The following is a 13,667-nucleotide window of genomic DNA, read 5'->3' as shown; positions in this document are numbered from 1 at the left end:
ATAGCCTGCGAGAAGTTTAGCCGGTGGGAGCGTTTTCACACAGCCTGGGCCGGATTCGGACATAACGGGCAAGTCAAAATAATGCGGTGTTTAGTCGCAGTGAGGCCAATCTTAATTACGGCGGCAACCAACGCGGGTACCTTTGAACATCAAGAGTCGCTAGAGCCTACAACGCACGAGACATATAGCTTTCAAAAATGCATGGGGTGCCATGCCAAGTAGGTTGATCGCGCCTACAGGCTGTATAGACACCGCGTTTTCAGTTCTTTCGCATATCCCAAGCGGTCCGCTGTGCACGCTCGGGTCTGGCGGGTAGGTCGAAAACTAGCGTTTTGAGGTTTCGGCGCAGCACTCCATGGAATATCTCGTCAAAAGCGGCGACCCGGAAAAGCAGCGTGTGGGCTGCGTGGTCGTGGGTATCTTCGATCGGCGCAAGCCTTCAACGCAAGTTGAGGCGCTGGACGGCGTCAGCCTCAAGCCGGGCGTGGCCATGGACGAGATGAAATACGACATGGGCGGCGCTGCCAGCGTGTTCGGCGCCGTGCAGGCCGCCGCCGAACTGGGCAGCCGATCAACGTGGTCGGCGTGGCGCCCTCCACTGAAAACCTGCCGGACGGCAATGCCTACAAGCCGGGCGATATCCTCACTAGCATGTCCGTTCAGACGGTCGAAATCCTCAACACCGACGCCGAAGGCCGTCTGACCCTGGCCGATGCGCTGACTTATGTCGAGAAAAGGCGCGACCGGACGCCCGGTGGGTCTGCTGGTGCAGTATCTGGTCGATCGCGCAGAACACGTTGACGACAGATACCTAATTTAGTCGCGAATTCCGTGCCGTATAGGCGACGGTCACACAACTGCGCTGACTGTCTATTTTACAGCTGCGTCCGGAGTCTAAAGTTGCTCATATCTTTTCAACGACAAACTTCCCACATACTCAACATGACTTAGAGCGCGACTCGTCCGCGCGGACTCCATCGGATAAATTATCTATTATCGGGCAGTCGGGCCGTTCATCGCCTTGACAGTTATCCGCAAGGTGTCGAAGCGTTTCGTGCATAGCCTGTAATGCCTCAATTTTTTCTTTTAAAGCCTCTATGTGATCTACGGCTAGGGCTTTAACGTCAGCGCTCGTGCGCCCCCGATCGCGCCATAAAGATAGAAGTTCATGCATTTTTTCGACTGAGAAGCCCAGATCCCGCGCTTTCTGGATGAAGCTCAAGGTATAAACATCTTTTTCCGTGTAAACGCGATAACCAGAGTGCGTACGCGTGGCCTTTGGAATGAGGCCCACGCGCTCGTAATAGCGGATCATCTTAGCCGAGATGCCCGAGGCTTTCGCGGCTTGTCCTATATTCATGGTCGCCTCCTAACGTGGCTTGGCGCGACGGCTTACACCCGAACTGCCGCCTCCGATTCGGGCATAAAAAGCATATCGGCGTTCAGGCCGCGCTGCGTCAACGTATCTTGCGCCGCGTCGACCATGGCGGGCGGCCCGGCGACGTAGGCTTTCCAGCCGTCGAGATCGTTCAGGTCCTCACCGATGGCATCCGTCACCCAGCTGGTTCGCCAGCCATGCATACCGCTCGCCTCGGAAAGCACTGGTGTAAGGGTTACATTAGCGTAGCGTTCACCGAAGGCTTCGAAGTGTGCTTTGAAATACATATCCCGCGGTGTGCGCACGCCGTGATAGACATTGATCGGCTGGCGCAGTCCGCGCACGAGCGCTGTGTCCACGATCGACTTGATAGGCGCCAAGCCCGAGCCGCCGGCGATTACCACGATCGGCCCGGCATATTTCTCGCGTAGAAACGAGGCGCCGTACGGCCGTCTACCGTCACCTCGTCGCCCAGCGAGAGTGCCATGGCCACCCGCTCGCTGGTCGCCCCGCCGCCGGTCCGGCGCACGTGAAATTCCAGCACGCCGCTGTCGGGGCACGCGGCCATCGAGTAATCGCGGGTGAGCGCCTCAGGAAACGTGACCCGAACATACTGACCGGCGGAATACGCTAGCGGCGGGACGTCGACCACCTCAAGAACGACGCGCTTGATATCGCGCGTTGCGTCCTCGAGCTGCGCGACCCGGCATCGCAGTGTCTGGCACGGGTGTTCGGCGGTCTCGTCATCGCCGCCCAACCAGGCTCCGCAGGCATCGGCTTGTCGTTGTGCCCGACAGGCCAGAATCAAGCCGTTCGTCCGTTCTTCCGGCGACAGCGCGAACTTCGTGTGTTCGAGTAGTGCCACATCGCCGGAAATCAAGCGCGGCTTGCAGGCCTCGCACCGCCCGGAGCGACGGCCTTGCGGGTAATCGATGCCGGCATCCAAAGCCGTTCACAGGATGGTGTCGCCGGCCGGGACCGTGATTTCGGCGTCGGCAGATTGGATGGTGACGGTTCTCGACATGATAATCGCTCCCGATCGATCGCGGTTATCGTGCCGCGGCGGCGGCTTCGGGCGCATGCTGCGGGGTTTCGTTTCCCAAGCCCATGAGCGGGGCGAACCGGCGCAGCCGCAGCGCGTTGCCCAGCACGAACACGCTGGACAGCGCCATCGCGGCTGCCGCGAAGATCGGCGATAGCAGCAGCCCGTAGAACGGGTATAGCAGGCCGGCTGCCACCGGAATCAGGCTGGCGTTGTAAGCAAACGCCCAGAACAAGTTCTCCTTGATATTGCGGATGGTGGCCCGCGACAAGCCGATGGCGTTGGGCACGTTGCGCAAGTCGCCGGACATCAGCACCACGTCGGCGCTTTCGATCGCCACATCGGTACCCGTGCCGATAGCCAGGCCGACATCGGCCTCGGCGAGCGCCGGCGCATCGTTGATGCCGTCGCCGACGAAGGCCAGCCGGCGGCCGCCCTCGCGCAGACGCTTGACCGCCTTGACCTTGCCATAGGGCAACACCTCGGCAATGACCTCGTCGATCCCCAGCCGCCGGGCGATAGCCTCGGCCGTACGCTGGTTGTCGCCGGTGATCATGGCCACGCGCAGACCCAGGCGGTGCAGCGCCTCGATGGCGCTCGGCGTCGAGTCCTTGATCGGATCGGCCACGGCGATAATCGCCGCCAGGCGGCCGTCGATCGCGGCATAAAGCGGTGTCTTGCCTTCGTCGGCCAGACGGCTCGCACTCTCGGCGAAGACGGTTACATCCAGCCCGAGCTGGCGCATGAAACGGTCCGCGCCGATCCCGACGGTTCGGCCGTCGACGGCGGCCGACACGCCATATCCGGGGATCGCCTCGAAGTTTACGGCCTTCAGGCGCGATGCGCCGGATGCGCGCGCGGCGTCGACGATCGCCCCGGCTACCGGATGCTCGGAGTGCGCCTCGACCGCGGCGACAGTTTGCAGCACGTCGTCGCGTGCGAAGCCGTCGGCGGCCACCAGATCAGTCAATTCGGGGCGCCCCTTGGTAAGGGTGCCGGTCTTGTCGAGCGCGATGGTGTCGATATCGCGCAGGCTCTGCAGCGCCTCGCCCTTTCGGAACAGCACGCCCATCTCCGCGGCGCGGCCAGTGCCAACCATGATCGAGGTCGGCGTGGCCAGCCCCATGGCGCACGGGCAGGCGATGATGAGCACGGCCACCGCGTTGACCAGCGCAAAGGTCAGCGCGGGCGTGGGCCCGAAAGCGAGCCACACCGCGAACGTCAACGCGGCCGCCGCGAGCACGGTCGGCACGAACACGCCCGTCACGCGATCAACCAGCGCCTGGATCGGCAGCTTGGCGCCCTGCGCGGCTTCCACCATCTTGATGATCTGCGCCAGCATGGTGTCACCGCCAACCTTGGTGGCGCGGAAACTGAAACTGCCGGTCTTGTTGATAGTGCCGCCCACGACCTCGGCCCCGGAATGCTTCTGCACCGGCACCGGTTCGCCCGTGATCATGGATTCGTCGACGTAAGACGTGCCTTCGGTCAACTCACCGTCCACCGGCACTCTCTCGCCCGGGCGCACCTGCACGATGTCGTCGACCTGAACGTCCTCGAGCGCGACCTCGACGGGCTCGCCGTCACGAATGACTCGCGCGGTTTTCGCCTGCAAGGTCATCAGACGTTTGATCGCCTCGCTGGTGCGGCCCTTGCTGAGCGCCTCCATGTAGCGCCCGATCAGGATCAGGGTCACGATCATGGCCGAGGCCTCGTAGTAGACGTTGACCGTGCCCTGGGGCAATACACTCGGTAGGAAGGTCGCGACCAGCGAGTAGCCGTAGGCGGCACTGGTGCCCAGCATGACCAGCGAGTTCATGTCGGGCCCGCCGCGCACCAAGGCCGGCCAGCCTTTCTTGTAGAATCTCAGACCCGGGCCGAACTGCACCAGACTCGCGAGCACGAAGAACAGATAGAATTTGCTCTGCTGGCCGAGTGTGGCCATCAGCCATTCGTGCAGGCCCACGAAGACATGACCGCCCATCTCGAGCACGAAGATCGGCAGGGTTGCCGCGCCGGCCAGCAGGATGCTGCGCTTGAGCGCGCTGATTTCCTCGGTTCGCGCCCGGGCCTGTTGATCGCCACTGGCGCTGTCCGCAACCGCTCGGGCTGCATAGCCGGCATCGGCGACCGCGCCCGTCAGTCGATCGGCGTCGACCAGGCCGGCGACATGGCGCACCTGCGCTTTCTCGGTGGCGAGATTTACGTGCACTGCCAACACCCCCGGCACGGCAGCCAGCGCTTTTTCGATGCGCGCCACGCAGGACGCGCAACTCATGCCTTCGATCGTCAGCTCGGTTGTCTCGTCGACGACCGTGTAACCGGCACCCTCCACAGCGTTCTGGATGGCTGTGGTGTCAGGCGCGGACGAGAAGGTGAGCTCGGCGCGCTCGGTCGCGAGGTTTACGTTCGCGGCCTCGACGTAATCGACACCGCGCAGCGCTTTTTCCACACGCCCGACACAGGACGCGCAGCTCATGCCGGCAATGCTGATGCTCAGCGTGCCACTGCTTGCGGGCGCGGCCGACACATCCCGATCATTCAACGGTTGGGTCGATGCCATGGTCGTTTCTCCGCTACTGGGACTGTACGTATGCGGATTTTCAACCTTCCAACAATTGGAATGTCAAGCGCCGGGTTTTGTTTCGTACTCGAGACGAACCCAAGAGGGTTTCAAGGGTTTTCGTCGAGCGTGTCCCACGAATGAGCGTACAGTGGCCTGCAGCTGCATTGACGCGTTGGCTGGCATAGCATCACGAACCGTTTTTTTAAACGTTCGGTGCAAGCTGATCGTCGCTGGGGCGCTGCAGCCGCTTAAATCGGCACCCGAGGCACGCACACCCTGGCAGCGACTGGTTGCCAAGCGCGAGTCGTAACCCAGTTGTCTGAATCATCAGATCGCGTCAAAGCACCAGCGAGTGCCGGACGCTTGCATGTCGCTGATCACGGCTCGTGTCTGGCGCTTTGACCGGAGCCCATGGCACCCGCTTGACCTTACAATGGTGGTAACGCGTAGCGTTGAGTCACTGAATATCTAATCATCGGGGCTTCGCGATGCGCCACTTGTACTGGCGTTTTGGCAACGTCGGCCTTCGTTGGTCGACGGGCTGACTATCATGGATTCGGGTTTGACCGACGGGGGTGTCACGAAGCCGCAGCGACGACCTCCGCCTGGTCGCTGCGCTCCAGCGATGGAAAGTTTTGTGCACGCGCGTGCCAACGACGTCACCAAGCCCGAGGGTATCGACTCAGACGATCCGGCGTTCTACACAAGGTTCCACGGGTACGACAGCGCCTGCGTGACCGGCCACACGGCTCGAGGAAAAAGACCGACCCTGGATGGTGAACGCCCCCTGCGCCCCGAAGCTTGCAGTCCCGAATGTGGTGGACCGACAAGGGCCTGTTCTGGATCATCAAGGGCGGCATCAAGGTGACGGCCATGATCGCCCTGGTTCCACGCATACCGACAGAGACGTTTGCGGCGTTGCGGCATTCCTCCGGCAAGTGCCATCCATGAACCCACAGCGCCATCAGGAACTCAAGCACGGTGAAAAGACAAAGAAAGATCCCGCGGTGAACGATTGATATCGGCCTCGTTTGCCCGTTAGCAGAACCCAACTACTCGCGCCGCGCCACCGTTCTCAGCGAGGACTACCATGGAAACAAAACTACCCATTCCCCCGTTCACCCTGGATGCGGCAAAGAAAAAAGTTCGGGCCGCCGAGAACGCTTGGAACACATGCGATCCGGAAAAAGTGTCCCTGGCCTATACGCCGGACAGCGTCTGGCACAACCGCTCGGATTTTTTCGCCGGCCGCGAGGCCATCGTTCGATTTCTGACACAGAAATGGGAGCGCGAGCGCGGGTACCGGCTGATCAAGGAGCTCTGGGCCTACGGCGAGCGCCGCATCGCCGTACGGTTCCAGTACGAGTGCCAGGACGCGTCGGGTCAGTGGTTTCGCAGCTACGGCAACGAACAGTGGGAGTTCGACGACAACGGCCTGATGCGCCGCCGCGAGGCCAGCATCAACGACGTGCCGATCAAAGACGGCGATCGCCGCTTTCTTTGGCCACAAGGGCCACGCCCCGGGGGCCATCCAGGCCTGACGGACCTGGGCCTGTAGCCGAACGTCGTCGAAATATGTATGCACGTAGCGACGATGGCATCATCGATGCTTGGTCAGACCATGCGGACTGGTGGTCGCGCCTGGTTCGTGAGCGCAGGATCGAAAGTCGCCGGCTGGTCACGGATCAGGCGGTGTTACACACCGTACTCCGTCATCATCCCGCGCACGTGCTCGATGTGGGTTGTGGCGAGGGCTGGCTGGCGCGCCAGCTCGCCTCCGCTGGCGTAACGGTTACCGGCACTGATGCTAGTCCGACGCTTATTCGCCATGCCCGAGAACTTGGCGGCGGAGAATTCCACATCGTAGCGCACGAGACGCTCGTAAACTTCACGTGCCCAAGTCCGCCGGATGTGATCGTCTGCAATTTCTCCCTACTCGGCGAAACGTCAGTCGAAACCGTTTTCGCCGCAGCCAGATCTCTTTTGGCCTCGAAGAGCCATTTTATCGTGCAAACACTGCACCCGGTTGCCCTATGTGCGAGCGGCCAAACCTACGAGGACGGCTGGCGCGCGAGCGGCCAAATCGCACCGGAGCGTAACCCACTGGAAGGTGCACCTTGGTATTTCCGCACCCTGGCCAACTGGTTAAACCTGTTTCGCGACCATCAACTAAAGCTACAAGAAGTGATAGAACCGATAGACACGCGCCACAACCGACCCGCCTCAATTATATTCGTCGCAAAACCGTTGCTTTCCGATCCTTGAGCACGCTAGAGCGTATCCCCGACGGTAGGCGGCAAAATGACCGTAGGTCGAACATAGTACGACCATCAAGCTAGCGACATACTTGACATTCCAACCGTGGGAACCCAGACCTTAGACGCCTGTCTGTAAATCGGGAGTAACAAATGAAACGTTTTTCAGTTGAAGACATGTCCTGTGAACACTGCGTCGGAACGATCACTCGCGTGATCGAAGACACTGACCCGGACGCGACTGTGAGCGTCGATCTGGCAGGCAAGGTGGTTGCAATCCAGAGTACCGTAAGTAACGAGCAACTGCGTCAGGCTATGGGTTCAGCCGGTTATGAAGCTGAGCCCCTCGCTTAACGTGTGACCTGTTGACGCGGCGTCTCGCCCCGGCGTTTTTCCCTCCGACGTGGGGCGAGCTTTTTGCGGCGTTTCCACGAATCGATGACGTCAACGCCACAACGAATAGATAGCGCTTAGTCGTAGCCATGGCCGACGTGACGATCGAGCCACCATCAAATGGTGTTATCAATATCAATCCGAGCCGTATGCGTGACGGCCCTACCATCCGCCGGGCGTTTAGACCACAGGCAGCGTCGTGAACACATCCGCAGGCCCAACGATCAACCCGGCGATTTGTCGATCCTCGTGGATGCTTCGAAAGGCGGCAGCCAACGCGCCAACAGCAAGCCCAATAGCAATACAGCGAAATCGGTCAGCCAGACCTGTTCACCGACCCAGAGCACGAAGCCGATGCAGCGGGCCAATCCAAGCCACGAAAACACGCTCGCATCAAGTCGAGCGGGCGCAATGTCCTCCCAATCGCGGTCGCGCCGAAGATCAGGCTGGTTCGGCAGCCTGCAGCATCAGCAGAAATGAGGGATTCCCAACGACCGACTGCATTGCAGCCCGGGGATGCAGTCGAGCCGAATGAGCCTATGCTGGCAACAACTTTACAAAACTGCATGGTGTGCGGTGCCTGATGAGTTATGCTTAGTATCTAATCAGTTCGGCTGCCTGCGGAGTGGCGCGCAAAGGCACTTCCTCCTAATATCATCAAGCTCTTGATTTTTAGCGTGATCGACTCTAGTTTCTGTTGTATGCGTGTCCTGTTCGCTATGTGTATTCTACTGCTCACATTTTCCGTGCAGGCTAGCGGACTCACGCCCTCACGCGCTTCGACTCAGTTCGCCGGGTCCCATGCGCAACTCACAGCCGGTCATACGTCATCAAGTACGCTACGTAATACCAATAAGAAACTTCAAGGCATTAGTGAGAGCCACAAACACTATCAGTGCACATCTGTAGGCCATTGCGCAGCCAGTGCTATAGGCGTCAGCACTTTTTTATTTAAAACAAATTATTACTCTTCGCAAAGCCTCGCCGCCCTTTATAAGGCCGAGGTTGGCAGCGGATTCACATCACCGCCATATCGCCCTCCCGCCGCGGCACCCTAATCTCAATGTAGTTACAGCGACTACACGCTGAGGCCAGTTAAGGTTCTATTTAAACCTGATTGGGCCTTGCGCTCGCGTCGCACCCGCGCTGCTATGAACGTAGTTCGTGGCCCAAAGCTATCCAGGCTGGCCAACGCACGTTACGTTCCAGCCGATAGTCTGTATAGATCATAGGAATCAGAATTATGCGTATCTCAAAAGCCAAATCGCGCGTGTTTATTGCTGCCTCTCTAGTCCTGGGTAGCTCGATATTTGCTTCAGCCAACGCTAACCCGGGGCATGAAACGGAATCGAGTAGCTCTGCGGCTTCTGGAAAAACACACGCCGCTGCAGCGATCAATAGCGAGTCCAAGACAGGTAATCCTCCAGGCTCGACGAGCTCCGGCCCTAGAAGTGCCGACGACTACGACGTAATTGACCACTCCGCCAAAAGTGGGCAGACGTCGAGTAAAGGCTCTTCAAGTGAATCACAAAAGAAAAGCCTGGAAGGCGAGGATCACACTGATCCGCAGGCGCATATTCACGCCGGGCCTCATAATCGCGACTGACTCTAGGTATTGAGACACCTATAAGGTCGCTTAATAAAAGGGGGCGGCTTTTGCCCGCCCCCTTTTCTCCCTTCTCGCAATCACACGCCAGCTGTCGGGTTAAGGCGGACATCCCCAGTGCGTTCAGAATTCAGTCTTGATTTCTGTCAAAACCCGAAAATCTAGACCGGAAGCATCACCCTCCCACCCTGTGAACACATATAGGCGGCGCGTTCGTTGGGTCGCTTCTGATTAAGAAGGGGTATTCCTATCTCCACCATTGGCAAAACCGCATGCACACTCGGCATGTCTGTCGACACGCTGCGCTATTACGAAAAAATTGGTCTGCTACCCCCTGTTGCACGGGATAGTCAAGGACGACGACATTTTGCAGCGCGAGACCTGCGGCGTCTGCGTTTCATCCAACGCGCCCAACGCTGTGATTTCTCTCTAGACGAAATCAGGGTCTTGCTCGAATCACGAAGCTGCCGCGACGCTGCCCGGCCTGAGGTTGCGCGTTTGACCCAGCAAAAACTAAGGGATGTCCAAGCTCGGATAGCCGAGTTGAATCTGCTTCAACAGGAACTCGGAAACCTATTGCAACGATGCGAAGCCAGCGGTCAGGGTTGCCCAATAATCGATCGGTTCGACGCTCCGACCAAGTAATCCCAATAACAATGATTTTGAGGCGGTAAATAATTCTTGACCTAGAGTCAACTCTAGGTCGTACGCTCTTTTGCAATGGTTCTCTATGCACAGCTGACAACAGGCTGCGGACCAAAGACAAGGAGCCGCCTATGCAAACCACTACGCTTAACATCATTGGCATGCATTGCAATGGTTGTGCGCAAATTGTGAAGACCGTTATCGAGCAGCAACCCGGCGTTAGAGGCTGTTCGGTTTCATTGGACGCACACGAGGCGCGCGTGGCACACGACGCAGCGGAATCGCCCTCCGATGCCATAGTCGAGGCCATACGAAAAGCTGGCTACACCGCCATATCCTCGACGTCGTAAGCGATGGAAGACCTGGCATTTCTCGCACTCGCTGCGAGCTTGGGCCTGCTTGGCTTTGTAGAGCCCTGCTCGGTTGGAAGCCATCTCCTTTTTTTAAAGTATTTAGACCGGCTACCAGCCCGCGAACAGCTGTATCAAACACTCGTATTCTCCCTGGTACGTGCCGCGTTAATGGCTGGACTCGGCGTACTCGCGGCGACGATCGGCGCGCAACTAGTAGCTTTTCAGCACGGCTTGTGGATGGCTCTAGGTAGCCTTTACCTCCTACTAGGGCTAACTTACTTGGCCGGCGGTACGTCGTGGCTTATCCGCCAAAGCGACCGATTGCTGCCGCGCGTACCGACGACATCCAGTGGCGCCGCGCTCGGCGTGTTGTTTGGCTTAAATATCCCTGCTTGTGCTGCTCCGTTGCTCGCAGTCTTAATCGGCGGCGCCGCAGCTCAAGTCGCCTCCGGGGGCGGGATAGCCTATGGCGGCGTGTCCCTGTTGATCTTTGGACTCGCGTTGTCCAGCCCGCTTGTGCTCGCGGTGGTCACCCGACGTGGACGTCGGTTGTTGAATACGATCGCGCGATTCGCTGCACGGATGCCCCGCATCACGGGCGCAGTGCTCGTCCTGCTCGGGGTCTGGTCTATCGGACTGGCGTTGTAAGGTCGTGTGTTGCGAGCATCTATACGGCCCTCATTTCGACACGAGAATCGCCCGTGAAGTGCATATGCATACCGTGATTCTGGAAACCACGTTGGTTTGTCCGGCCTGCGGACGGCAGGCCCAGGAAACCGTGCCAGCCGACGCCAGTTTGTACTTTTATGAGTGCGGCGGCTGCGGTGCATCGCTGCGTCCCGTGTACTGCTCTCACGGATCGATGCCCTGTCTTAAATAGTATGGAAGGACGGCAACTGCTCATGCTGGGACGAACACGCATCGGACCGCGCCAGCTCCATGAAGAGGTGATGCCATGAACGAGGCAACCGCAAATTCCGACCAATTCCACCCATGGAGCGAGGAAACCGCCGGTGATTCCGGCATCCGCCGCGTACGCGCCCACATCGGCGGGCTGCATTGCTCGTTGTGTACCGGCACCATCGAGCGAGCGCTGAGGGCCAAGCGCGGCGTGCAACGGGTGGCTGTTAGCCTGACCCACGAGCAGGCGCTCGTGGAATACGACAGCGGCGAGACCGACGCCGCCACCCTTATGGGCACCCTCCAGCAGATCGGCTATACCCTGAGTGACCCGCGCAAGGTGGAACCCTTCGAGCGCCAAGAACAGGCGTTGGCGCTCGAACGCAACCGCTTCTTGGCAGCGCTGACACTGAGTCTGGCTGCGGTGGGTCTGATCGTCGATACCACCAGCGCTTGGACTCTGGGCCTGTCAGCGCTGGTCTACATCAGTTTGATCGGCTTTGGCTATGCCGTGCTGCGAGGCCGCGGCCACGCGATCGCGCTGGCCGGCAGCGCCGTTCTCGCCGCCGGCGGAATGATCCTGTTTGCGCTGCGCGTGAGCGGCATGCTGGCCGACTACGAGCCGATGCTGGTCGCGGCGCTCGCACTCGTCCTCATGTTCGGGCTGGCCCGGCATATGTTGGTCATGGCTGTTCAGGCGCTGCGCCGTGGCATCCTCAATCAGCACGTCCTCGTCGAAATCGGTGCTTTCGCTGGCTTAATAGGCGGCGCGATAGGGCTGGTAACACAACCGCCGGGTTATCCGACCGCAGCGTTTTTCGCGGTTTCGGTGATGGTGCTGACCTACCATTTGTTTTCCGAATGGCTATCGCTGATCGTCAAAACGCGTAGCGCGCAGTCGGTCAAACGACTGCTGGATCTGCAGCCGGAAACCGCACAAGTGGTAACCGAAGATGGCGAGCAAGAGCGACCGATCACGCAGGTTGAAGCGAACATGCAGGTCCGCGTGCGCCCAGGCGAGCGCATTCCGGTCGACGGCGAGGTAATCGACGGCAGTTCTGCAGTGGACGAATCGTTGATTACCGGCGAGCCGATGCCCGTGGAAAAAGCCGCCGGCGATCAAATCGTCGGGGGCGCCATCAACAATAATGGAACCTTGCTGATCCGGGTTACTGCAGTCGGGGACGAGAGCTTTCTCCATCAAGTGATATCCAGCGTGGAAGACGCCCGTGCGCTCAAGCCGGGGTTGCTGCATATCGTCGATCGGGTGCTACAAGTTTATACGCCTACGGTACTCATGATTTCCGCACTCGCGTTTCTGGGCTGGATCCTCGGCCCGCTAGCCTTCGGCGTCGATGCCGAACTCCAGCGAGCTATATTCGCAGCACTCACAGTGCTGGTAATGGGCTACCCCTGCGCGGTCGGCATATCTGCGCCCCTGTCGATCGTGCGTGGCGCCGGTGAGGCCGCAGACAAGGGTGTCTTGATGCGTACCGGGGAGGCCTTCCAGGCCTTGCGCAAGATCGATACCGTGGTGTTCGACAAGACCGGCACCCTAACCGAAGGCCGGCCGGCAGTGCGTTCGATTCACGGCATCAACGGCAATGACGACACCCTGCTGGCCTTCGCCGCTGCGGTGGAAGCTGCCTCGGAGCATCCGCTGGGCCGGGCAGTCGTGGAGGCCGCGCTCGAACGTGGGCTGGATTTTCCGGACGTCGAGGACTTCCACGCCGAGTCCGGCCGCGGTGTGACGGCGTGGGTTGACGGCGAGTCCGTGCGAGTCGGCAGCCCGGCCTTTCTAAGCAGCGCCGGGATTGCCTTGGACGTTTTGCAGGAACGTATCGACGCTGCCGAACAACAGGGCCACACAGTGGTCGTCGTAGCCCGCGGCGATCGGTTGCTTGGTGCAATCGCGCTCGGTGACGCGTTGCGCGCCGATACTGTCGATACCATAGCCCGGCTGCATGGCGTGGGCATTCGCACTGCGATGCTTACGGGCGACAATGAACGAACCGCACGGCATATCGGCCAGCGCGCCGGCATCGACGACGTGTATGCAGGGGTCCTCCCCGATCAGAAGGCCGAGCGCTTACGCGCCATGCAGCGCAACGCACGTCTTGCGATGGTCGGCGATGGCATCAACGATGCACCGGCGCTCATGCAGGCCGATATCGGTATCGCCATGGGCTCAGGCACCGACATCGCCATCGATGCGGCTGATATCATCATTTTGAACGGTCAGCTCGGGGCAGTGATCACCGCCTGGGAAATAAGCCGGTGGGGTTATCGCAAAATGCTGCAGAACGTGAGCTTGGCCTTTTTGTTCAATGGCATCGGCATTCCATTGGCCGCCACGGGCTTGATCTATCCAGTCTGGGCCATGGTGGCCATGGCTGCCAGTGTAACCGCGATCTTCGTCAATTCGCTTTGGCAGCGGCCGGCAATGTTCTTCGATGCCGTTGCGAGCGTAGACGCTTAGCGACATCTGAACTCAGTAATGGGTCTCTATAAAAACGTAATATTAACCGG

At 59.7% G+C, this 13,667-nt stretch carries 14 protein-coding genes and 1 pseudogene; 11 read left to right on the top strand and 4 right to left on the bottom strand.

The features are described from left to right. Positions 1 to 463 precede the first annotated feature (463 nt). Positions 464 to 735 (top strand): annotated as a pseudogene (locus tag SADO_RS17080) (leucyl aminopeptidase); the annotation flags it as partial. Between the two features lie 202 nt (positions 736 to 937). On the opposite strand, the gene cueR reads toward SADO_RS17080, so the two are convergent. From cueR to SADO_RS17060, 4 genes are all read right to left on the bottom strand, one after another. After that, a complete protein-coding gene (gene cueR, locus SADO_RS17075) occupies positions 938 to 1,360 on the bottom strand; it encodes a Cu(I)-responsive transcriptional regulator (protein WP_353113625.1) in 423 nt (140 codons plus the stop codon). 32 nt (positions 1,361 to 1,392) lie between these two features. Further along, the gene (locus SADO_RS17070; RefSeq protein ID WP_353113623.1) at positions 1,393 to 1,758 is read right to left on the bottom strand and encodes a ferredoxin reductase domain-containing protein; all 366 of its coding nucleotides are present in this window, start codon (positions 1,756 to 1,758) and stop codon (positions 1,393 to 1,395) included. 17 nt (positions 1,759 to 1,775) lie between these two features. Continuing rightward, on the bottom strand, positions 1,776 to 2,324 hold the full coding sequence (locus SADO_RS17065) for an FAD-binding oxidoreductase (protein ID WP_353113621.1): 549 nt from the start codon (positions 2,322 to 2,324) through the stop codon (positions 1,776 to 1,778). Positions 2,325 to 2,427: 103 nt separating this feature from the next. Beyond that, positions 2,428 to 4,983, bottom strand: a complete 2,556-nt coding sequence (locus tag SADO_RS17060; protein WP_293625786.1) for a heavy metal translocating P-type ATPase — start codon at positions 4,981 to 4,983, stop codon at positions 2,428 to 2,430. Between the two features lie 804 nt (positions 4,984 to 5,787). On the opposite strand from SADO_RS17060, the gene SADO_RS17055 reads away from it, so the two are divergent. The 10 genes from SADO_RS17055 (at position 5,788) to SADO_RS17010 (ending at position 13,617) form a co-directional block, all read left to right on the top strand. Continuing rightward, positions 5,788 to 5,937 carry a hypothetical protein gene (locus SADO_RS17055; protein ID WP_353113619.1) on the top strand — a complete coding sequence of 50 codons (150 nt, stop codon included), beginning with the start codon at positions 5,788 to 5,790 and terminating at the stop codon, positions 5,935 to 5,937. 139 nt (positions 5,938 to 6,076) lie between these two features. Continuing rightward, positions 6,077 to 6,544, top strand: coding sequence for a nuclear transport factor 2 family protein (locus tag SADO_RS17050; protein WP_293625787.1), 468 nt, complete (start codon positions 6,077 to 6,079; stop codon positions 6,542 to 6,544). Between the two features lie 17 nt (positions 6,545 to 6,561). Beyond that, the gene (locus SADO_RS17045; RefSeq protein ID WP_293625788.1) at positions 6,562 to 7,251 is read left to right on the top strand and encodes a class I SAM-dependent methyltransferase; all 690 of its coding nucleotides are present in this window, start codon (positions 6,562 to 6,564) and stop codon (positions 7,249 to 7,251) included. Between the two features lie 143 nt (positions 7,252 to 7,394). Next, positions 7,395 to 7,595, top strand: coding sequence for a heavy-metal-associated domain-containing protein (locus SADO_RS17040; RefSeq protein ID WP_293625789.1), 201 nt, complete (start codon positions 7,395 to 7,397; stop codon positions 7,593 to 7,595). 1,282 nt (positions 7,596 to 8,877) lie between these two features. Next, entirely contained in the window at positions 8,878 to 9,240 is a 363-nt protein-coding gene (locus SADO_RS17035) for a hypothetical protein (protein WP_353113615.1), read from the top strand. Positions 9,241 to 9,483: 243 nt separating this feature from the next. Further along, complete coding sequence (locus tag SADO_RS17030; protein WP_353113631.1) at positions 9,484 to 9,885, top strand: MerR family transcriptional regulator; 402 nt, start codon at positions 9,484 to 9,486, stop codon at positions 9,883 to 9,885. 131 nt (positions 9,886 to 10,016) lie between these two features. After that, entirely contained in the window at positions 10,017 to 10,235 is a 219-nt protein-coding gene (locus SADO_RS17025) for a heavy-metal-associated domain-containing protein (protein ID WP_353113613.1), read from the top strand. 3 nt (positions 10,236 to 10,238) lie between these two features. Then, entirely contained in the window at positions 10,239 to 10,886 is a 648-nt protein-coding gene (locus SADO_RS17020) for a cytochrome c biogenesis protein CcdA (RefSeq protein WP_353113611.1), read from the top strand. A gap of 64 nt (positions 10,887 to 10,950) precedes the next feature. Further along, positions 10,951 to 11,118: a GDCCVxC domain-containing (seleno)protein gene (locus SADO_RS17015; protein WP_353113609.1), complete on the top strand. Its 168-nt coding sequence runs from the start codon at positions 10,951 to 10,953 to the stop codon at positions 11,116 to 11,118. A gap of 75 nt (positions 11,119 to 11,193) precedes the next feature. Continuing rightward, positions 11,194 to 13,617, top strand: coding sequence for a heavy metal translocating P-type ATPase (locus SADO_RS17010; RefSeq protein WP_353113607.1), 2,424 nt, complete (start codon positions 11,194 to 11,196; stop codon positions 13,615 to 13,617). Positions 13,618 to 13,667: the final 50 nt, after the last annotated feature.

The organism is Salinisphaera dokdonensis CL-ES53 (assembly GCF_040361215.1).
Lineage (GTDB): Bacteria > Pseudomonadota > Gammaproteobacteria > Nevskiales > Salinisphaeraceae > Salinisphaera > Salinisphaera dokdonensis.
The sequence above is the reverse complement of the archived record's forward strand: the minus strand, read 5'-3'. Positions and strand labels throughout refer to the sequence as shown.